This is a genomic window from Duganella sp. CF402 (assembly GCF_900109645.1).
Taxonomy (GTDB): Bacteria; Pseudomonadota; Gammaproteobacteria; order Burkholderiales; family Burkholderiaceae_D; genus Rugamonas.
Genome location: NZ_FOBG01000001.1, coordinates 2,196,782 through 2,216,335, shown reverse-complemented (window position 1 = coordinate 2,216,335; position 19,554 = coordinate 2,196,782). Strand labels below are relative to the sequence as shown.

The window sequence follows — 19,554 nt, the reverse complement described above, 5'->3', positions numbered from 1 at the left end:
GCACGCTACTGTTCAGGGAAGCTGGCGATGATGGCGTCGGCCGCCGCGCGCACGCGGGCGCTGCGGCTTAAATCGCTGTGCATCACCAGCCAGACGTCGTAATGGTCGACCCGCTCCGGCCAGATACGCACCAGCCGCTTGTCGCCGTCGGCCATGTGGCAGGGTAGTTCGGCCATGCCGATGCCCTGGCGTGCCGCTTCCAGCATCGCCAGCCCGCTGTTCACTTCCAGCGCCACGCGCGCGTTGTGCACCGGTTCGAGGCAGATCTTTTCCTGATGGCGCGGCGCGACCGTCGGCTGGTAGATGATGATGTCGTGCCCCGCCAGTCCGTCGCCTGGTTCTGGCATGCCGCGTGCCTTCAAGTAGGCTGGCGTGGCGTACAGCCCCATGCTGCGCTTGGCCAGATGGCGCGAGATCAGGTCCGGGCTGGTGGGCTTGAGCGTGCGCACCGCGAGGTCGGCCTCGCGCCGCGTCAGGCTGGTGATTTCAGTGCCGGTGGTGAGCACGATGCGGATATCCGGATGCTGCTTGTGCAGCCGCTGCATGGCGCCAATGACGAAGTGCGCGGCCATCGTATCGGAGGTGGTGACGCGCACCACGCCGGACAACCGGTTGTCGATGCCCTGCATCTCGCGCTGGAACTGCAGTGCCGCCTGTTCCATTTTTTCAGCGGCATGGATGGCCTGCTCGCCGGCTGGTGTGGCCATGTAGCCGGACGGGGTGCGCAGGAACAGGCGTGCGCCGAGCGAGGATTCCAGCGCGTTGAGGCGGCGGCCGACGGTGGCCTGGTCGATGTCGAGCAGCGCGGCGGCCGAGCGCAGCGTGCCTTTGCGGTAGATGGCGAGGAAGATGCGGGCGTTGTCCCAGTCCATGAAGGTCTCCGGCGTGATGCGTTTTTGCATCAGAGTGCTGATGTTATGCGTATTTACTGCATCAGGCAAGCGGCCTACCATGTGTGCATGAAAACCCCTCCTTTATTGATGCTGATGACGCTGGCCATCGGCTTTGTGATGGCGATGATCGATGTCACCGCCGTGAATACTGCGCTGTCCGACATTTCCGCCAGCCTGTCGGTGCCGCTCACCGGTTTGGTGTGGGTGGTGGACGGCTACACGCTGACCTTTGCCGCGCTGCTGATGGCGGGGGGCGCGCTGGCTGACCGTTTCGGTCCGAAGGCTGTGTATCAGGGCGGCTTGAGTGTGTTTATCCTCGGCTCGGTGCTGTGCGCGTTGGCGCCCAGCGGCCATGCGCTGATTGCGGCGCGCCTGCTGCAGGGCGCGGGAGCGGCGCTGTTCATGCCGAGTTCTTTAAGTTTGTTGACGCATGCTTATGAAGACCAGGCGACGCGGGCGCGCATGCTCGGTACGTGGTCGGCGATTGTCGGTTGCGCGTCGGCGGCGGGGCCGCTGGTGGGCGGGGTGCTGGTGCACGCATTCGGCTGGCGCAGCGTGTTCTGGGTGAATGTGCCGATTGGCTTGCTGGGCATCGTGCTGACGCAGGTGCTGGCGCCGGCCACGGCACGGCATGAACGTGATTTGTCGATGTGGAGCCATGTGCTGGGCGTGGCGGCGCTGGCGGCCTTGAGTTTCGTGCTGATCGAGGGGCCGGCGCTGGGCTGGACCTCGGCGGGTGTGCTGATGGCCGGCGCGGCGGCGGTGACTGCGGCTGCGATGCTGGTGCGCCGTGAACGGGGCGGCGCGCATCCCTTGCTGCCCAAGGCGCTGTTTGAGACGCCGGCATTTGCGGCGGCCAATGGCGTGGGATTTTTGATTAACTTCGCGGTGTTCGGGCAGTTGTTCTTGCTGAGTTTATTTATCCAGCAGGGCGGGGCGGATGCGCTGCAGACTGGCCTCAAGCTGATTCCGATGATGGCGGCTTTCGCGGTTGGTAATCTGACCTCGGGGAGGATCACGGCGCGCGTGGGCACGCGGCCGCCGATGATGTATGGCTTGATGGCCGGGCTGGCAATGGCGGTGCTGATGCTGCTTGGCCTGCGTCCCGATACGCCTTACTGGCTGCTGGTGCTGGCGGCGGTGGTGATGAATGTGGCGATTGGGATCGCGATTCCGGGCATGACGGCGACGGTGATGCTGGTGGCGGGCAAGGCAAATGCCAACAGCGCCGCCGCCGCGCTGAACGCCAATCGGCAGATCGGCGCCTTGGTTGGCGTGGCGATGATGGGCACTGTGATGCATATCGCACCGGAATGGGCGCTGCGGCTGCCGATGGCGTTCACTTTGATCGCAGCGGCATACGCAGGCGCTTTACTGCTGGTGTATCACTACGTCAGATCCGGTGCTGCTGGCGCCATTCAATCATCTCTGCGATCGTCAGGATAGGCATCTGGTGCAGTTCCGCGAAGCGCTCGATATCGGCGCCTCGCATCATGGTGCCGTCCGGGTTCATTAGTTCGCATAGCACGGCCGAGGGGTTTAGGCCGGCCATTGTCGCCAGATCCACCGAACCTTCGGTGTGGCCTTTGCGGGCCAGCACACCGCCCGGCGTGGCGCGCAACGGGAACACATGGCCCGGATGCACCAGGTCCGACGGCTTGGCATCGGCCGCCGTCGCTGCACGAATGGTGGTCACGCGATCCGCCGCCGACACGCCGGTGGTCACACCCTCGCGCGCTTCGATCGACACCGTGAACGGCGTGCCATAGCGGCTGCCGTTATTCGCCGCCATCATCGGCAGTTCCAGTTCACGCACCTTATCCGCGCTCAGGCACAGGCACACGATGCCGCTGCATTCACGGATCATCATGGCCATCGTCTGCACGGTCATCTTTTCAGCGGCAACAATCAGGTCCGCTTCGTTTTCACGGTCGAAATCATCGAGCAGGATGACCGGTACGCCGGTGCGCATGGCCTCCAATGCGGCGTGGATGCGGCCTTCCAGGTCGTCGGATACGAGGGAGTAGGGGGATACTGCGGTTTGGTCCAGCATAGTGAAACGCTCCTTGTAAAAGTCAGGAACGCGACAGGGCAAGCGAATACGCGCAGCCAGCCGCGCCATAAATGGCGAGCAGGATGCGTACAGCGCACATCTTCTTTCATCCGGACTTTAACCGTCGGCCCTGGAGTTACACCAGATCTGCGCATTTTACTGCGCTCGCGGGCTTTACCGCCGGTGGGGAATTACACCCCGCCCCGAAGACGTTATTAATATCTGCCGGGTGGCAGGCAGCGAGGATTTTAGCCCAATTTAAGGTTTTCGGTGTATGGTAGCTATTCTCTAAAAAATCCAAGCATCCGGAGACGAAGTTGATTAACCTGCGTACCCTGTGCGGCGCTGTGCTTCTGGCCTGCACTTTCCCGGCGCTAGCCGACGAGTTGAAGCTCAGTGACAAAATCCCCGTAGGGCCGCAGGTTAAAGTTGGCAAATTGGCCAATGGACTGACTTACTACATTCAGAAAAACGGCCGCCCGGAGAAAAAGCTGGAACTGCGGCTGGTGGTCAAGGCAGGCTCCATCCTGGAAGACGAGGACCAGCAAGGCCTGGCCCACTTCACCGAGCATATGGCTTTCAACGGTTCCACCCATTTCAAGCGCAATGAGCTGGTCTCCTATCTGCAATCGATCGGCGTGAAATTCGGCGCGGACCTCAACGCTTACACGAGCTTCGACGAAACCGTCTACATCCTGCCGCTGCCGACCGATAAAAAGGAAATCGTGGAGCAGGGCTTCCAGGTGCTGGAAGACTGGGCCCACGGCCTGTCCTTCAACGACGAGGATATCGACAGCGAACGCGGTATCGTGCTGGAAGAGCTGCGCCTCGGTAAGGGCGTGGACGACCGCATGAACAAGATCGTGCTGCCCAAGGTGCTGAACGGCTCGCGCTACGCCGAGCGCATGCCGATCGGTAAAGAGGACATCCTCAAAACCTTCAAGTATGACGCCATCAAGCGCTTCTACCGCGACTGGTATCGCCCGGACCTGATGGCGGTGGTGGCGGTCGGCGATATCGAACCGGCCGAGGCGCAACGCCTGATCGAGCAGCATTTCAATAAGCTCAAGAATCCGGCCAAGCCGCGCCCGCGCGACTACGCCCAAATTCCGGAGCGCCAGGACTCAGAAGGCATCGTCTTCACCGACAAGGAAGTCAGCGCCAACACCGTCTACATCCGCTATCCGATTCAATCGTGGCCGGCCGGCGACACCATCGCCGACTATCGCCAGAAGCTGATCGAGGGCATGTACAGCTTTATCCTCAGCCAGCGCATGTACGAATTGACGCAGCAGGCCAATCCGCCGTTCCTGCAAGGCGGCAGCGGCATGAACAAGATCGTGCGCGGCTACCGTTCGTTCGGCGCGGGTGCAGTGCTGGGCAAGGGCGGCGCCACGCCTGCCATCAACGCGCTGGTGCAGGAAGACCAGCGCGCGCGCCAGTACGGCTTCACCGCGTCGGAAGTGGAGCGCGCCAAGAAGGGCATGCTGCGCAATTACGAACGTATGTACAACGAACGCGATAAATCCGATTCGTCCGGCTTTGCGTCGGAATACATCCGCAACTTCCTCGAGCAGGAATCGATTCCCGGCACCGCTGCGGAATACCGCTATGCCACTGAGCTGATACCGGGCATTACGCTGCAGGAAGTGAATGCCGCCGCGCGCGCCGCCATTCCGGAAAACCAGAGCAAGCTGGTTATCTACTCCGGCGTCGAGAAGCCGGGCGTGGTGCAGCCGAAGGCCAATGAACTTGTGGCCATCGCCGGCGCGGCCGAGAAGATCGCCGTCAAGCCGCAGGAAGAAAAAGTCTATGCCACCCAGTTGATGCCTAGCTTGCCCAAGGCCGGCCGCATCGTCAGCGAAACCGTCAATGCCAAAATCGGCATCACGGAACTCACGCTGAGCAACGGCGTGAAGGTGGTTCTCAAGCCGACCGACTTCAATAACGACCAGGTGATTCTCGGCGGCTTGCGTTACGGCGGCTGGTCGCTGCTGCCGGACAGCGACGTCTTCGCCGCGCACTACGCCAGCAGCATCGTCGGCCAGATGGGCGTATTGAATTACACGCCCAACGATCTGGTGAAGGTGTTGGCCGGGAAGAGCGTCAGCTCCGCCGCCAGTGTCAGCTCGCTCAATGAATCGGTGGGCGGCAGTTCCGGCAGCTCGGACGTGGAAGCCCTGCTGCAATTGGTCTACTTGCAGATGACGCAGCCGCGCAAGGACGCCGCCATCTACAGCGCCTACGTCGACCGCCAGCGCGAACTGGCGCAGAACAATCTGGCGCGGCCCGAGTCGGTATTTGCCGATACCGTCACCGCCACCCTGTACAACAACAGCCCGCGCGTGCTGCGCGCCGCCAAGCCGGCTGACTTCGACCAGCTGGCGCTGGACCGCGTGCTCGATATCTACAACAGCCGCATGTCGAGCGCGCGCGACTTCACCTTCTTCGTAGTCGGCAGTTTCGATGTGGAGAAGCTCAAGCCGCTGATTGCGACTTACCTGGCCAGCCTGCCGGTGGGCGAGATTCCGGTGGCCTTCAAGGACGAGGGCGTGCGGCCGATCAAGGGCGTGGTCAAGAAAGAGGTGCACGCCGGTTCCGAACCGAAGAGCACCATCTCTCTGTCCTTCACCGGCGAAGTGGAATACTCGCGCGCAGAGCGCATGCGTTTGCAGGCGCTGGTCGAGGTCATGAATATCAAGCTGATTGAAACGCTGCGCGAAAAAATGGGCGCGATGTACAGCGGCGGCATGAGCGGCGCCATGAACCGCATCCCGTACGGGAACTACGCCATCAACGCCAGCCTGCCATGTGCGCCGGAGAACGTGGACAAGGTGCTGGCCGCCACTTTTGCCGAAATCGAGAAGATCAAGCAGAACGGCGCGGAAGAGGTGGACCTGAACAAGGTCAAGGCGGCATGGATCAAGAATTACCGCAAGGGCTTGCGCGAGAATGGCTACTGGATGGCCTCCCTGCAGAACGCGTTCTTTAACAATACCAATCCAGAGGATATACTGAGCTACGAGTCGCGCGTCAACAGCATGACGGTGGCGGACCTGAAACTGGCCGCCCAGCGCTACTTCGACACGAGTAACTACCTGCAGGTAGTGCTGTACCCTGAGAAGTAAGGAGTCATCATGGCAAAGAAAAAGGAAGAACTGGATCCGGAAACCCTGGAGCTGATTAACTGGTGTATTGAAGTGGAAGGATTCTTGGTGAAGGGCGGCGCCACGCAGGAGCAGGCGCAGGAGCACATTGAAGAACAGGTCGAGTGGTTCACCGACCAGTTCTACGAAGGCCTGACGCCGGAAGAAGCGGCGAAAGAGGCCCTGGCTTAAATCTCACCCCGGCTGTGCGTCGTGATGTGCATCATGGCAGACGACGCACAGCTTATTCCCCTCCGGGTCGCGGAAGTAAGCGCCATAGTAGTTGGCGTGATACTGCGGCCTCAGTCCCGGCGCGCCTTCGCAGACGCCGCCATGTTCCCGTGCCGTTTCGTAGGCGCGGTCCACCATCTCCCGTGAAGTCGCCAGCAGCGCCAGCATCTGGCCGTTGCCGCATGCCGCCGGCTGGTTGTCGTAGGGCGCGCCGATGATGAACAGCGGCCGTGCCCCTTCGGTCGGCTGCCACGCGGCCCACGGCCGGTGCGTATCGACGAAGCGCTGGCGTGCGCCCAGCACCGCCATCAGGGCGCTGTAGAACGGCAGCGTCTCGTCAAAGTTGTTAATTCCCACATAAACGTGCGACAGCATTTGCTTCCTCCGGCGAGTGAGTATATCGTCAACATTTGGGAGATATAGTGTACGCGGAGACGGGCACAATATGGAAAAAAACATCATGCAACTTACACCGGACATGGCGCCGCCGCCGCGCCGCATCGCCGACCTGCCGGGGCCGAAAGGCCGTCCGCTGTTCGGCAATGTGCGCGATATCCGCGCGCGGCCTTTTCACCAGGTGATGGAGGGCTGGGCGCGCGAGCACGGTCCGCTGTACCGCTTCAATATCATGCGCCGCCAGATGCTGGCCACGGCTGACCGAGATCTGATCGCCACGCTGCTGCGCGACCGGCCGGACCTGATCCGTCGGTCCACCCGTTCGGCCGATATGCTGAATGAAGTGGGGACGCGCGGCTTGTTCACCGCCGAGGGCGAGGATTGGCGCCGCCAGCGCAAGCTGGTGATGCGCGCGCTGACGCCGGAGGTGATTCATAATTTCTTCCCCACGCTGGCGGCGATGACGGAGCGCCTGCGCCTGCGCTGGGAGGCAGCCATCGCGGCCGGCCGCCCTGTAGACCTGCTGCGCGACCTGAAAGCCTACACGCTGGATGTGACCATCGGCCTGGCGATGGGGCAGGATATCAACACGCTGGAACTGGAGGCGCACCCGCTGCAGCGCGATATTGAGTTTTTGTTCAAGCTGGTGGCGCGCCGCCTGACTACGCCGTTTACCTACTGGCGCGTGCCGGTGCTGAAGCGCGCGCAGGACCGCGAGGCCGATGCTGCGTCGGCGCGCATCCAGCAGGCCATCTTTGGTTTTATCGCGGAGGCACGCAAGCGCATCGCCGACAATCCGGCCTTGCGCCAGAAGCCATCGAACATGCTGGAAGCGCTGATCGTGGCGCGCGATGAGCCCAATTCCGGTTTTAGCGACGAGGAAGTGGTGGGCAACGCCATCACGATGGTGTTTGCGGGCGAGGACACCACCTCCAACACGATGGCGTGGCTGCTCGAATTCCTCGGCGACCATCCGCAGGCTGCCGCGCGCATGGGCGAGGAGGCCAGGCAGGTGCTGGGCGAGCGCACCGTACTCGATGATTATCACCTGCTGGACCAGCTCAAATATTTGGATGCGGCCACGCGCGAGGCCATGCGCCTCAAGCCGGTAGCGCCGTTCATGGCGGCGGAAACCAATCAGGATGTGGTGCTGGGCGATCTGGCGGTGCCGGCGGGGACGGTGATTTTCCTGCTGCTGCGGCACGCCTCCGAGCGCGATTGCGAACTGGCGCAGCCGGAACGCTTCATGCCGGAGCGCTGGCTGGGGGGCGCGAACGGGCAGGGCGACGATCCGGGCCGCAAGCTGTTTCCGTTCGGCGGCGGCCCGCGCTTCTGCCCTGGGCGTTATCTGGCGATGGCCGAGATCAAAATGGCCATGTCCATGCTGGTCCGGAACTTCACGCTGGAGCGTGTGCCTGGCGCGCCGGCGGCAAAAGAGTGCTTCACTTTCACCATGACGCCGGATGCTTTGCCGGTCCGTTTGGCGCATAATTAAGCAAGGGGGAACCATGTTCAAGAAAATCATCATCGGTCTGGCGGTTGTGATTGTGATCGTGCTGGCGCTGGCTTTCATGCAGCCGGCCACCTACAGCGTAACGCGCTCCGTCGCCATCAAGGCGCCGCCGGAACGGATCCAGCCGCTGATCAGCGACTTCCACAACTGGCAGCTCTGGTCGCCGTGGGAAAAGCTGGACCCGGCCATGAAGCGCACCTTCAGCGGCGCGCCCAAGGATCTGGGCGCGATCTATGCTTGGGACGGCAACAAGGACGTGGGCAGCGGCCGCATGGAGATCATCGGTCTGACGCCACCGACCAAGGTCGGCATCAAGCTGGATTTCTACACGCCGATGGCGTCCAGCGCGATGACGGACTTTGTGTTGGATACCAAGGGTGAAATGACCACGGTGACCTGGACCATGTCCGGCAATAGCGACTTCATGACCAAGTTGATGGGTGTCTTCTTCAGCATGGACCGCATGATCGGACCGGACTTCGAAAGCGGCCTGTCGCAGATGAAGGCGGTGGCGGAAAAATAAACGGAGGTGTGCCATGTGGATGCGGGCGGCGGGAGGCTGTGCATTGATGCTGCTGGAGATTGCTGCTGCCGCTGCGCCGGCTGCACCGCTGCGGCCCGACCATCCGCTGATCGGCACCTGGCGCATCACGCTGCCGGACGGCTTGTGTAGCGAGACTTACCGCATCCGCGCCGATGGCACCACGCTGGTGTTCAGCCACGAGGAGATCGCCGAGTCCACCTTCACCATCAGCGACCAGCCGGACAAGGATGGTTTTTACGAAGAGACGGACACCATCATCAAGGACAACGGCAAGCTCGATTGCAGCGGCAAAGTCACCAAGCCGGGCAAGCCGGTCACCAGTTATTTGCAGTTCCACCCGAGCGGCAATATGTTCGTGATGTGTGTGGAGCGCAGCTTTGACCGCTGTATCGGTCCTTTCATCCGCGTGCGCGGCAACGCGATCTAGTTGTTTCGGTAAGCGCCGGGATTGACGCCCGCCCACTCCTTGAAAGCGTGATTGAAGGCGCTCTGCTCCTGGTAGCCGAGCAGGAAGGTGATATCGATCAGGCTTAGCTCAGGCCGTCGCAGGTAATCCTTGGCCAGCGCGAAGCGCGCCTGATCCAGCACCTGCTGGAAAGTGGCTCCGGCGTCGTTCAGTTTGCGCTGCAAGGTGCGCGGCGAGAGCTTGAGTTCATCTGCAATCGTTGCGAGCCGTACCTGTCCGTGTGCGAGGCGGGAGACGATGGCCGCATGCACCTGTTGTGTGATCGTCGCTTGATGGGCAGTGCGCTGCAGCAGTAGCTGTTCCGCGTGCTGCTGCAGCACCGGGTACAGGCTGACGTCAGCGTTCGGCACCGGCCATGTCAGCATGGCGGCGTTGAAGCTGGCCACATTGGCCTCGGCGCCGAACAGCGGCATGTCGCCCAGCACGCGCACATATTCCTCGCGCAGTTCGGGTGGGCCGCCATCATGCATCAGGCGCAGTTCATTGGCGGGCAGGGTGATCCCGGCCAGCCAGTTGCTGAACACGCGGATGCCGGAGAACACGCTGTCCACCAGATGGCGCTGCGCGCTGCCGTAGTTGCTGTGCCACGTGTAGTGCGCGATGTCGTCGTCGATGGTGATGCCCGATCGCCCCAGGTCATGCGCCAGCTGTTCGTAGCGCATGGTTTGTTCGAACACCTGGCCGAAGTCGCGGCAGCTCAACAGAATCAGGCCGTACACGGTGTAGGTGCCCAGCTTGACGCACTGGCCCACGTGCAGGCCGAAGTGCGGATCTTTCGCCAGCTGGGCGGCGATGTCGAGCAGGCGCACGTAGTCGTCAGCTGGCAGGGAATCGGGCAGTGGTTCGAGCGTGCCAGCCGGCAGGCTGGCCGCTTGTTCCAGTGCCTGCGCCGTCACGCCGCGCTGGGCGGCGGCTTCCAGCAAGGGCTGCAGGTAGGAGCCCGCCACGCGGCTGGCATGATCGAACAAGGCTGGTGTCATGAATGCGCAATACCGCCGGGCGGCATTGTTTTAATCTCAAGGTCTGGATACTCAGTATAACGGAGATGGCAGAACTATGAGACGCTGGAATGGTTGGGGAGACGAGTCGGTGGAGTTTGCGCTGAACGATGAGGCGCTGGCTTTTCTCGCGCAGCGCGTTGGCGCGGGCACGCCGGTGGCGGATGCCGGATTTGCGCAGGCGTGCGGGCAGATTGAGGAATCGCGCCTGCCGCCGCATCGGCTGGTCGACACCTCGCCCGAAGTCCGGCTGCGCAATGCGCTGGGACAGAGCTTGCCGGACTGGCTGCGCCTGCGCTACGGCGTGATCGGCGCGGCGCCGGATGGCGTGGCGTATCCGGAGAGCGCGCAGGATGTGCGCGATTTGCTCGACTACGCACAGCAGTTCGGCGTGGCGCTGATTCCGCAGGGCGGCGGCACCAGCGTGGCCGGGCATCTGACGGCGCCGGGCGGCTTGCCGTCGCTGGCGGTGAACATGACGCGCATGCGGCAACTGATGTATCTGGATACGGAGTCGCAGCTGGCGACGTTTGGTGCGGGCGTGCTGGGACCGGATCTTGAGGCGCAGCTGCGGGCGCGCGGCTACACGCTGGGGCACTTTCCTCAATCGTTTGAATATTCCACCTTGGGCGGCTGGGTCGCCACGCGCTCGTCGGGGCAGCAGTCCTTGCGCTACGGGCGCATTGAGCAGATGTTCCGTGGCGGTTCGCTGGAGACCCCGGCTGGCACGCTGCATTTGCCGACCTTCCCGGCGTCGGCAGCGGGGCCGGACTTGCGTGAGATGGTGTTGGGCTCCGAGGGCCGTCTCGGCATCCTGACCGAGGCCACGGTGCGGGTGACGCCGGCGCCGTGCTATGAGGCGTTTCATGCGGTGTTCTTCCCGGACTGGGCGTCGGCCGAGACGGCGGTGCGGCAGATTGTGCAGGCGGGGTTGTCGCTGTCGATGCTGCGCTTGTCGAATCCTCTGGAAACCACCACCATGCTGGCGCTGGCTGGCCACAAGAAGCTGATCTCGCTGCTGGAAGGGTATCTGTCGCTGCGCGGTTGCGGCGAAGGCAAGTGCATGCTGATGATCGGCGTGAGCGGTCGCAAGTCGCTGGCGCGGGTGGCCTTGCGCGAGGCTTTGGCGCTGGGGGCGCCACACGGCGGCGTGCATGTGGGACGCTACATGGGGGAGAAGTGGAAGCAGAACCGTTTCCGCAATGTCTATCTGCGCAATGCGGCGTGGTCGCATGGTTATGCCATCGATACGGTGGAGACTGCGGTTGACTGGCCGCGCGTGGAGATCATGATGCGGGCGGTGGAGAAGGCGGCCACGGTGGCGCTGGGGCAGTATGGGGAGCAGGTGCATACATACACGCACTTGTCGCATCTGTATGCGCAGGGAGCCAGTGTTTATACGACGTTTGTGTATCGGCTGGCGGGCGATTATGAGTCGGACCTGGCGCGCTGGAAGTCGCTGAAGAGGGCGGCGTCGATGGCGATTGTGGAGAATGGCGGGACCATCAGTCATCAGCATGGCGTGGGTTCGGATCACGCACCGTATCTGGCGGCGGAGAAGGGGCGGCTGGGCATGTCTTCGCTGCGGGCTTTGTTTGAGCATGTGGATCCGCAGCGGATCATGAATCCCGGGAAGCTGTTGCCATGAGCAGGCAGGCTTTGTTGGTCGGGCCGTGGGATATGGTCGTGATTGGTGGCGGGATTACCGGCGCGGGGATTTTGCTGGAGGCGGCGCGGCGCGGCGTGCGCGCGCTGCTGGTGGAGCAGCGGGATTTTGCGTGGGGGACGTCGAGCAGGTCTTCAAAGCTGGTGCATGGAGGCTTGCGGTATCTGAAGGAAGGCCAGTTTGGCTTGACGCGCGAGTCGGTGCATGAGCGCGAGCATTTGCTGCAGCAGGCGGCGGGATTGGTGGAGCCGCAGAGTTTTGCGTTCGGCGATTATGTGGGGCGCAAGCCGGGGAAACGGGCGTTTCTCGTCGGGCTGGCGATTTATGATCGCATGGCGGGGCAGCGTGGACGCCACTATTTCGGCCGCGACGAGTTTGTGGCGATGGCGCCGAATGTGGCGACCGATGGCTTGCAGGGCGGGATGGTCTACACCGATGCCAAGACTGACGATGCGCGCCTCGTGCTGCGCGTGCTGCAAGAAGCGCGTCAGCATGGTGGTGTGGCGATCAACTATATGGCCGTCGAATCTCTGCTGCGCGAGGATGGCGAGGTTTGTGGCGTGCGGCTGCGCGATGGCTTGAGTGGCGACTCGCACGAGGTGCGTGCGCGACTGGTCATCAGTGCCACCGGCGCATGGGCTGATCGGCTGCGCGTGCCCGCAGCCGGCGAACCGCGCGCTCCGTGCGGCGACGGCGCTGGCGCGGCAAATGCGCCTCGCTTGCGGCCCTTGCGCGGCAGCCATCTGGTGCTGCCGGCGTGGCGGTTGCCGCTGGCGCAGGCGATCAGTTTGATGCATCCGGCCGATGGCCGCCCGGTGTTCGCCTATCCGTGGGAAGGCATCACGCTGGTCGGCACCACGGACGTCGATCACGCCGACGACCTGTCGCGCGAAGCCGCCATCACGCGCGCGGAATGCGATTACCTGATGGCCGCCTTGCGCGCCCAGTTCCCGCAACTGAACCTGAGCGACAACGATATTATCGCCACCTACGCCGGCGTGCGTCCCGTCATCGATAGCGGCAAAGCCGATCCGTCCAAGGAAACGCGCGACCACGCCTTGTGGCTGGAACACGGCCTGCTCACAGTCACCGGCGGCAAACTGACTACCTTCCGCGTAATCGCGCTGGACGCGCTCAAGCTGGCCGCAACGCGCCTGCAGGACGTGCCGGCGCTGCAAGGCCAACTGACGTCGCAGCCGGTGTTCGCTGCATCGCAGCCACTGCGCTACACGCCCGCGCTGCCAGCCGGCCAGGCATCGCGCTTGCAAGGCCGCTACGGCGCGGCGGCGCAAGCGCTGGTCGATGCCGCCCAAAACGGCGAGCTCGCATGCATCCCGGGCACCGAAACCATCTGGGCCCAACTGCGCTGGGCCGCGCGCAAGGAAGACGTGTGCAAGCTGGAAGACCTGCTGCTGCGCCGCACCCGCATCGGCATCCAGCTGCGCGGCGGCGGCATCGATATCCTGCCGCGCATCCGCAGCATCTGCCAGCCGGAACTCGGCTGGAGCGACGAGCGATGGGCCGAAGAGCACCACGCCTACCTGGCCCTGTGGGCCGCACATTACAATCTGCCAAAATAATAATGAGACACGAATACCTTCTCTCCATCGACAACGGTACGCAAAGCGTGCGCGCCTTGCTATTCGATTTGGACGGCAACCTCGCCGCCAAATCGCAAATCCACCTGCAAGCCTACTTCTCCGACCATCCCGGCTGGGCCGAGCATGACGCAGATGGCTACTGGGACGCCGTCTGCGCCGCCTGCCAGCAGCTATGGCGCTCCACCGATATCTCGCGGAGCTTAGTGAAAGGCGTGGCCGTAACCACCCAGCGCGGCACGGTGGTGAACCTCGATCGCGATGGCAAGGTGCTGCGGCCCGCCATCACCTGGCTGGATCAGCGCCGCGTCGGCAAGCAAAAGCCACTGAGCCTGCTGTGGCGCACCGCCTTCAAGCTGGCGCGCGTTGACAGCACCATCGAATACTTCCGCCGCGAAGCGGAAATCAACTGGATCGCCGAGCACCAGCCGGAGATCTGGAACCAGACGCACAAATACCTGCTGCTCTCTGGCTTCCTCAACTATCGCCTGTGCGGACGCCACGTCGACTCGACCGGTTCGCAAGTCGCCTACCTGCCGTTCGACTACAAGCGCCACAAGTGGGCCGGGCCGCGCGACTGGAAATGGGAAGCGCTGAAAGTACGCGCCGACATGCTGCCGGAACTGGTGGAACCGGGCACCATCATCGGCGCCATCAGCGCGGCCGCCGCCGAAGCGACCGGCATCCCGCAAGGGACGCCGCTGGTGGCCGCCGCCGCCGACAAGGCCTGCGAAGTGATCGGCGCCGGCAGCCTGGAGCCGCACATCGCCTGCCTGAGCTACGGCACCACCGCCACCATCAACACCACCAGCAAAAAGTACGTCGAAGTCACGCCCTTCATCCCGCCTTACCCGGCGGCGGTGCCGGGTGCGTACAGCACCGAAGTGCAGATCTTCCGCGGTTACTGGATGGTTAACTGGTTCAAGGAGCAGTTCGGCCACCTCGAACAGATGGCTGGTGCGGAGCAGGGCATGGCGCCGGAAGCCATGTTCGACCAGCTGGTGAACGAAGTGCCGCCCGGTTCAATGGGCCTGATGCTGCAACCGTACTGGAGTCCCGGCATCCGTATCCCCGGACCTGAAGCCAAGGGCGCCATGATCGGCTTTGGCGATGTCCACACGCGCGCCCATATGTACCGGGCGATCCTGGAAGGCCTGGCCTACGCGCTAAGGGAAGGGAAGGAGCGCATCGAGAAGCGCAGCGGCGTGGCGGTGACGGAACTGCGCATCGCCGGCGGCGGCTCGCAAAGCGACGCCGCCATGCAGCTGACGGCCGATATCTTCGGCCTGCCCGCCGCCCGCGCGCACGTTTACGAAACCTCGGGACTGGGCGCGGCGATTGCGATTGCGGCGGGCCTCGGCCTGCACAAGGACTTCGACAGCGCCACCCGCGCCATGACGCGGCCGGGCCGCGTGTTCCATCCCATCGCCGCCAACCAGAAAATCTACGACCAGCTATACCGGCGCGTCTACCTCAACATGTACAAGCAGCTGCAGCCGATGTACCGGCAAATTGCCGATATCACCGGCTACCCGGAACAGCTCTGACCAGGCTTTTGATGGCAGCCAGCGAGGCGCCGTTGGTCTTGGTGGCTTGCACCTGATTGCGGCCGCCTTCCTTGGCCGCGTACATGGCGCGGTCGGCGGCCACGAACAGCGATTCCGTGTTGTCCAGCTGGTGCGGGTGAATGGTGGCCACGCCGATACTGACCGTCAGCCACGCCGAGGTGGTTGAACGCGGATGCGGGATCTGCAGCGACTCGATGTGCGCGCGGATCGACTCCGCCAGCAGGTTGGCCGAGTCGGCGTCGGTCTCGGCGAACAGCAGCACGAACTCCTCGCCGCCGTAGCGCGCCGCCAGGTCGGTCGGCCGCAGCGCGTGCGAGGCGATGGCTTGCGCAACCTGCTGCAGGCAGGCGTCGCCGGCCGGGTGGCCCAGCGTGTCGTTGTATAGCTTGAAGTGGTCGACGTCCAGCACCACCAGCGACAGCGGCTGGCCGCTGCGCATGGCGCGCTGCCATTCCTTCTCGAGGAAGCTGTCGAAGTGGCGGCGGTTGGCGATCTTGGTCAACGGGTCGACCATCGCCGCGCGCTGCAAGGCGTCTTCCGATTGCTTGTGATGCGTGATGTCGTGCAGCAGGCCGATAAACAGCGGCTGGCGCAAATACATCGGCGTCAGCGTCAGGTCCATGCACACCGAACTGCCGTTGCGGTGGCGGATGATGACTTCGCGCGTGCCGTGGTTGTGCGCCGTGTGCGGCGCGGCGGCGTAGCGGGAGAAGTAGTCGAGGTATTCCTGCGCCACCAAAGGATTCAGCAGGTCGGTGATGTTGCGGCCTGCCAGCGGTTCCAGCTGGTAGCCCAGGTATTTGTCGCAGGCCGGGTTGGTCATCTGGATGTGCCCATCGGCCTCGATGATGAGCAAGCCCTCGGCCATGTTGTTGACGATGGTGCGCAGGCGTTCCGCCTGTTCTTCATGCGTCTCGCTCTTGCTGCGGATGGCCAGTTGCGTGCGCACGCGCGCGCACACTTCCGGCATGCGCAGCGGCTTGCTGATGTAGTCGACCGCGCCGATGTCGAAACCGGCCACCACGTCCTCGGTGCCGGTGCGCGCGCTCATGAAGATGATCGGAATGCGCTGCGTCGCCGCCTGGCTTTTCAGCTGGCGGCAGGTTTCGTAGCCGTCCATCCCCGGCATCATGATATCGAGCAGGATCAGATCGGGATGCACGCGCTGCGCGATTTTCAGGGCGCGCTCGCCGGAGGTGGCGACAAAAGTCTGGTACCCCTGCTGGACCAGCATCTTGCGCAGCGCCCCCAAATTTTCGGGCGCATCATCAACAATCAAAATCGCGGCATCACGCCGCGTAGCGTAGCTTAGACTTCCAGAAATCATTGCGATTCGCCTTTAACCTGATGGGTCGTATTGGCGTGTGCCGGCAGTTGCGCGGGTGGGCAACGGCGGCGGCTAACGAGGGTGATTGGTGCGCGTTTCAACAAAGGCAGGCCTGATATGAAAGTGACTATCTGTCCAAATCATACCGCTTTGCAAGGGTTGCCGGGGAAAAATAATCTGGGGAATTTCGAGGATTGTCTCGGTGACATCGGGCGCAGCCAGACTTGCGCTTGTTGGTATAAGTAATGTTGGCGGGATGTTAAAGGATCGGGCTATTTTTGTGACTATTGGTGATAAAGTCACAGCCGGGGTTGTTGTATTTTTGTGGGCGGCGAGCGCCGCCCACGGAAGCTGCGGTGATGCTTGATCAGATCTTGGCGGCGATCAGTTTGCCCAGTATTTCAATGCCGTGGCGGATGCGTTCCGGCGGCACCGTCACGAACGACAGGCGCAAGGTGTTGGTGGCCGGCTCGTTGGCGTAGAACGGCGAACCTGGTACGAAGGCCACTTTCTGCGCGATCGCCTCATCCAGCAATTGCATCGCGTTGATGTGCTTCGGCAGGGTGACCCAGATGAACATGCCGCCTTCCGGCTTGGTCCACTCGACGCCGGCCGGGAAGTGCTGCGCCATCGCGTCCAGCATGACCTGGCACTGATCGCCGTACAGGGCGCGGATTTTCGGAATGTGCTGGTCCAGGAAGCCATCCTTCACCACTTCGTGCACCACCATCTGGGTCAGCTGCGAAGTGTGCAGGTCGGCCGCTTGCTTGGCCAGTTCCAGGCGGCGCGCCAGCGGCAGCGGGGCAACCACGTAGCCCAGGCGGATGCCAGGGGTCAGCACCTTGGAGAAGGAGCCCATGTAGATCACGCCGTCCGGGTTCATCGCCACCATCTTCGGCGATGGCTCGCCCTTGTAGCTCAGCGAGCCGTAAGGATCATCTTCGATCAGCGGCAGGCCGAGGCGGGCGCAGGTTTCCACCAGTTCCAGGCGGCGCTCGACGGACAGCGAACGGCCGGTCGGGTTCTGGAAGTTCGGCAGGGAGTACAGCAGGCGCGCGCCTTCTGCCACGGCGTCGATCGACGACGGCACCAGGCCATGTTCGTCGGTGTCGACCGATTTGAATTCAGGAAGGTAGACCGAGAACGCTTGCAGCGCGCCCAGGTACGATGGGGTTTCCACCAGTACGCGGCTGCCTTCGTCGATCAGCACTTTGCCCAGCAGGTCCAGCGCTTGCTGCGAACCGGAGGTCATCAGGATTTGTTCCGGCACGATTTTCGCGCCGCCGGTCGACAGCGAGTCGGCGATCCACTGGCGCAGCGGGGTGTAGCCGTCGGTCGGGCCGTATTGCAGGGCCACTTTGCCGTTTGTGGTCAGCACCTTGTCGTAGGCCGCTTTCATTTCGTCGACCGGGAAGGTCAGCGGCGATGGCAGGCCGCCGGCGAAGGAGATGATCTCTGGCTGCTGCGTGATCTTCAGGATTTCGCGGATGAAGGAAGCTTGCAGCTGCTCGGCGCGTTCAGCGAAGCGCCACTGGATCGGGTTTTGGTTTTCGATTTTCATACTTGTCTCACTATGGGATGCTATTTTTACGCGACTTCCGCGATCAATTCGATTTCAACGCAAGCGCCCAGCGGGATCTGCGCCACGCCGAAGGCGGAGCGGGCGTGTTTGCCGGCGTCGCCGAAGACTTCGCCCAGCAGCTCGGAGGCGCCGTTGGTGACCAGATGCTGTTCGGTGTAGTCTGGGGTGGAGTTCACCAGGCTCATGACCTTGACGATGCGCTTGACGCGGGTCAGGTCGCCGCCGACGGCCGCTTGCAAGGTGCCGATCAAGTCGATGGCGATGGCGCGCGCGGCGGCCTTGCCTTCTGCGGTGTCGATGTTCTTGCCCAGTTGGCCGACCCACACGCTGCCGTCGGCGCGTTTGGCGATGTGGCCCGATAGGAATACCAGATTGCCGGTTTGGGCGTACATGACGTAGGCGGCGGCAGGGGTTGCCGGTGCTGCCAAAGTGATATCAAGCGCTTTCAGTTTTTCGTAAACAGACATGTGGTTTCCAGTTGCGTTGTTATTGATGTTAATTATGTGTTGAGACCGATATTGTACTCTTGCCGCAGGGGATGCTCACAATAGAGGCAAAATCAAGATACTGTATGGTGTCAGCCCCGTTTTACCTGCATTTTGCGCCCCGCGCCCACCACCGCGATGACGGCGATTGCGAAGATGAGGGTAGGCCATTCCAGCGTTTCCCCCAGCACCACGGTGGCGCCCAGTACAGATAAAAAGGGCTGTACCAACTGTACTTGTCCCACCCGCGCCACCCCGCCCAGCGCCATGCCGCGATACCAGAAGAAGAACCCGATAAACATCGAGAACACCGAAACGTAAGCGAAACCGGTCCATGCGGCGGCGCCGGCGTGGGCGATTTGCGGCGCTTCCTGCCACGCCAGCCAGCCCACCACCGGCAGCAACGGCGGTGCCGCCAGCACCAGCGCCCAGCAGATGGTTTGCTGGCCGCCCAGCGTCTGCGACAGGCGGCCGCCGGCGGCATAGCCCATCGCTGCGGCCAGTACAGCCAGGAAGATGGCGAGGTCGGCCGCGTGCAAACTGCCGCCGCTCTGGCGCAGCGCAAAGCCGGCCACCAGTACAGAGCCTAAGATGGCCATCACCCAGAAGCCTTTGGACGGTTTTTCACCGGCCAGCAGGGCCGCGAACAGGGCGGTGGCCAGTGGCAGCACGCCGACCAGTACCGCGCCGTGGGCGGCCGGCAGGCTGCGCATGGCGACGGAGGTCAGCCACGGGAAGCCGATCACGCAGCCGATGGCCACCATCGCCAGCGCGGGCAGGGCGCTGCGCGGCGGCAGCGGGGCGCGCTTCCTGTACAGCCAGCCGCCGGCCAGTACAGCGGCCGCCAGTGCGCGGCCGAGGGCGACGAACATGGGCGAAAGGCCGGCGCCTGCGCTGGCCTCGGCGCCGCCGACCGCCAGCCGGGTGAACGGCAGCGTCAGGCTGAAGATGGCGACACCGATCAGGCCAAGCAGCATGCCGGTGGTTTCGTCGCTCAGGCGGCGCTGGGTGCTGATAGTGGAGACGATAGGGGTCATGGCTTTATCCTACGTGACAAAACCAGTACAGTGCCAGTACACTTAGCAACA

At 63.2% G+C, this 19,554-nt stretch carries 17 protein-coding genes and 1 riboswitch; of the genes, 9 read left to right on the top strand and 8 right to left on the bottom strand.

Annotation, left to right across the window (positions count from 1 at the left end; genetic code table 11):
* Window positions 1–5: 5 nt before the first annotated feature.
* Window positions 6–872: a LysR family transcriptional regulator gene (locus BMZ70_RS09920; protein WP_092277721.1), complete on the bottom strand. Its 867-nt coding sequence runs from the start codon at window positions 870–872 to the stop codon at window positions 6–8.
* Window positions 873–959: 87 nt separating this feature from the next.
* Between BMZ70_RS09920 and BMZ70_RS09915 the strand changes: the two genes are divergently transcribed.
* The gene (locus tag BMZ70_RS09915) at window positions 960–2,339 is read left to right on the top strand and encodes an MFS transporter (protein ID WP_229205359.1); all 1,380 of its coding nucleotides are present in this window, start codon (window positions 960–962) and stop codon (window positions 2,337–2,339) included.
* On the opposite strand, the gene ribB is transcribed toward BMZ70_RS09915, so the two are convergent.
* The gene (ribB, locus tag BMZ70_RS09910) at window positions 2,287–2,946 is read right to left on the bottom strand and encodes a 3,4-dihydroxy-2-butanone-4-phosphate synthase (protein WP_092273062.1); all 660 of its coding nucleotides are present in this window, start codon (window positions 2,944–2,946) and stop codon (window positions 2,287–2,289) included. The genes BMZ70_RS09915 and ribB overlap by 53 nt on opposite strands.
* Window positions 2,947–3,040: 94 nt before the next feature.
* A riboswitch (FMN riboswitch) is annotated at window positions 3,041–3,161 on the bottom strand.
* A 102-nt stretch (window positions 3,162–3,263) separates the two neighbouring features.
* Here ribB and BMZ70_RS09905 point away from each other — a divergent pair.
* Window positions 3,264–6,074 carry a M16 family metallopeptidase gene (locus BMZ70_RS09905; protein WP_307183748.1) on the top strand — a complete coding sequence of 937 codons (2,811 nt, stop codon included), beginning with the start codon at window positions 3,264–3,266 and terminating at the stop codon, window positions 6,072–6,074.
* A gap of 9 nt (window positions 6,075–6,083) precedes the next feature.
* Window positions 6,084–6,284, top strand: coding sequence for a hypothetical protein (locus BMZ70_RS09900; RefSeq protein WP_072780462.1), 201 nt, complete (start codon window positions 6,084–6,086; stop codon window positions 6,282–6,284).
* 3 nt (window positions 6,285–6,287) lie between these two features.
* On the opposite strand, the gene BMZ70_RS09895 is transcribed toward BMZ70_RS09900, so the two are convergent.
* Entirely contained in the window at window positions 6,288–6,698 is a 411-nt protein-coding gene (locus tag BMZ70_RS09895) for a VOC family protein (RefSeq protein ID WP_092273059.1), read from the bottom strand.
* 85 nt (window positions 6,699–6,783) lie between these two features.
* Between BMZ70_RS09895 and BMZ70_RS09890 the strand changes: the two genes are divergently transcribed.
* Genes BMZ70_RS09890 through BMZ70_RS09880 form a run of 3 tightly spaced genes read left to right on the top strand, consistent with a single transcriptional unit; the run spans window position 6,784 to window position 9,203 of the window.
* Complete coding sequence (locus tag BMZ70_RS09890) at window positions 6,784–8,214, top strand: cytochrome P450 (RefSeq protein WP_092277717.1); 1,431 nt, start codon at window positions 6,784–6,786, stop codon at window positions 8,212–8,214.
* A gap of 13 nt (window positions 8,215–8,227) precedes the next feature.
* Window positions 8,228–8,755, top strand: a complete 528-nt coding sequence (locus tag BMZ70_RS09885) for an SRPBCC family protein (protein WP_092273056.1) — start codon at window positions 8,228–8,230, stop codon at window positions 8,753–8,755.
* A 46-nt stretch (window positions 8,756–8,801) separates the two neighbouring features.
* Window positions 8,802–9,203, top strand: a complete 402-nt coding sequence (locus tag BMZ70_RS09880; RefSeq protein WP_229205358.1) for a hypothetical protein — start codon at window positions 8,802–8,804, stop codon at window positions 9,201–9,203.
* Here BMZ70_RS09880 and BMZ70_RS09875 read toward each other — a convergent pair.
* Window positions 9,200–10,222, bottom strand: a complete 1,023-nt coding sequence (locus BMZ70_RS09875) for an AraC family transcriptional regulator (protein WP_092273051.1) — start codon at window positions 10,220–10,222, stop codon at window positions 9,200–9,202. The genes BMZ70_RS09880 and BMZ70_RS09875 overlap by 4 nt on opposite strands.
* 76 nt (window positions 10,223–10,298) lie before the next feature.
* Between BMZ70_RS09875 and BMZ70_RS09870 the strand changes: the two genes are divergently transcribed.
* The 3 genes from BMZ70_RS09870 to BMZ70_RS09860 are packed head-to-tail and all read left to right on the top strand — an operon-like array spanning window position 10,299 to window position 15,051.
* Complete coding sequence (locus tag BMZ70_RS09870) at window positions 10,299–11,888, top strand: FAD-binding oxidoreductase (RefSeq protein ID WP_092273049.1); 1,590 nt, start codon at window positions 10,299–10,301, stop codon at window positions 11,886–11,888.
* Window positions 11,885–13,486, top strand: coding sequence for a glycerol-3-phosphate dehydrogenase/oxidase (locus BMZ70_RS09865; protein WP_092273046.1), 1,602 nt, complete (start codon window positions 11,885–11,887; stop codon window positions 13,484–13,486). Before BMZ70_RS09870 ends, BMZ70_RS09865 begins: the two co-directional genes overlap by 4 nt.
* A 2-nt stretch (window positions 13,487–13,488) precedes the next feature.
* Window positions 13,489–15,051: an FGGY-family carbohydrate kinase gene (locus tag BMZ70_RS09860; protein WP_092273043.1), complete on the top strand. Its 1,563-nt coding sequence runs from the start codon at window positions 13,489–13,491 to the stop codon at window positions 15,049–15,051.
* Here BMZ70_RS09860 and BMZ70_RS09855 read toward each other — a convergent pair.
* The 4 genes from BMZ70_RS09855 to BMZ70_RS09840 form a co-directional block, all read right to left on the bottom strand.
* Window positions 15,026–16,399 (bottom strand): diguanylate cyclase domain-containing protein, encoded by a 1,374-nt coding sequence (locus BMZ70_RS09855; RefSeq protein WP_092273040.1) that lies wholly within the window; start codon window positions 16,397–16,399, stop codon window positions 15,026–15,028. The two genes, BMZ70_RS09860 and BMZ70_RS09855, sit on opposite strands and share 26 nt — an antisense overlap.
* A gap of 367 nt (window positions 16,400–16,766) precedes the next feature.
* Window positions 16,767–17,960: an aminotransferase-like domain-containing protein gene (locus BMZ70_RS09850; protein WP_092273037.1), complete on the bottom strand. Its 1,194-nt coding sequence runs from the start codon at window positions 17,958–17,960 to the stop codon at window positions 16,767–16,769.
* Between the two features lie 26 nt (window positions 17,961–17,986).
* Window positions 17,987–18,448 (bottom strand): RidA family protein, encoded by a 462-nt coding sequence (locus BMZ70_RS09845; RefSeq protein WP_092273034.1) that lies wholly within the window; start codon window positions 18,446–18,448, stop codon window positions 17,987–17,989.
* 110 nt (window positions 18,449–18,558) lie between these two features.
* Window positions 18,559–19,503, bottom strand: coding sequence for a DMT family transporter (locus BMZ70_RS09840; protein ID WP_229205357.1), 945 nt, complete (start codon window positions 19,501–19,503; stop codon window positions 18,559–18,561).
* Between the last annotated feature and the right edge of the window lie 51 nt (window positions 19,504–19,554).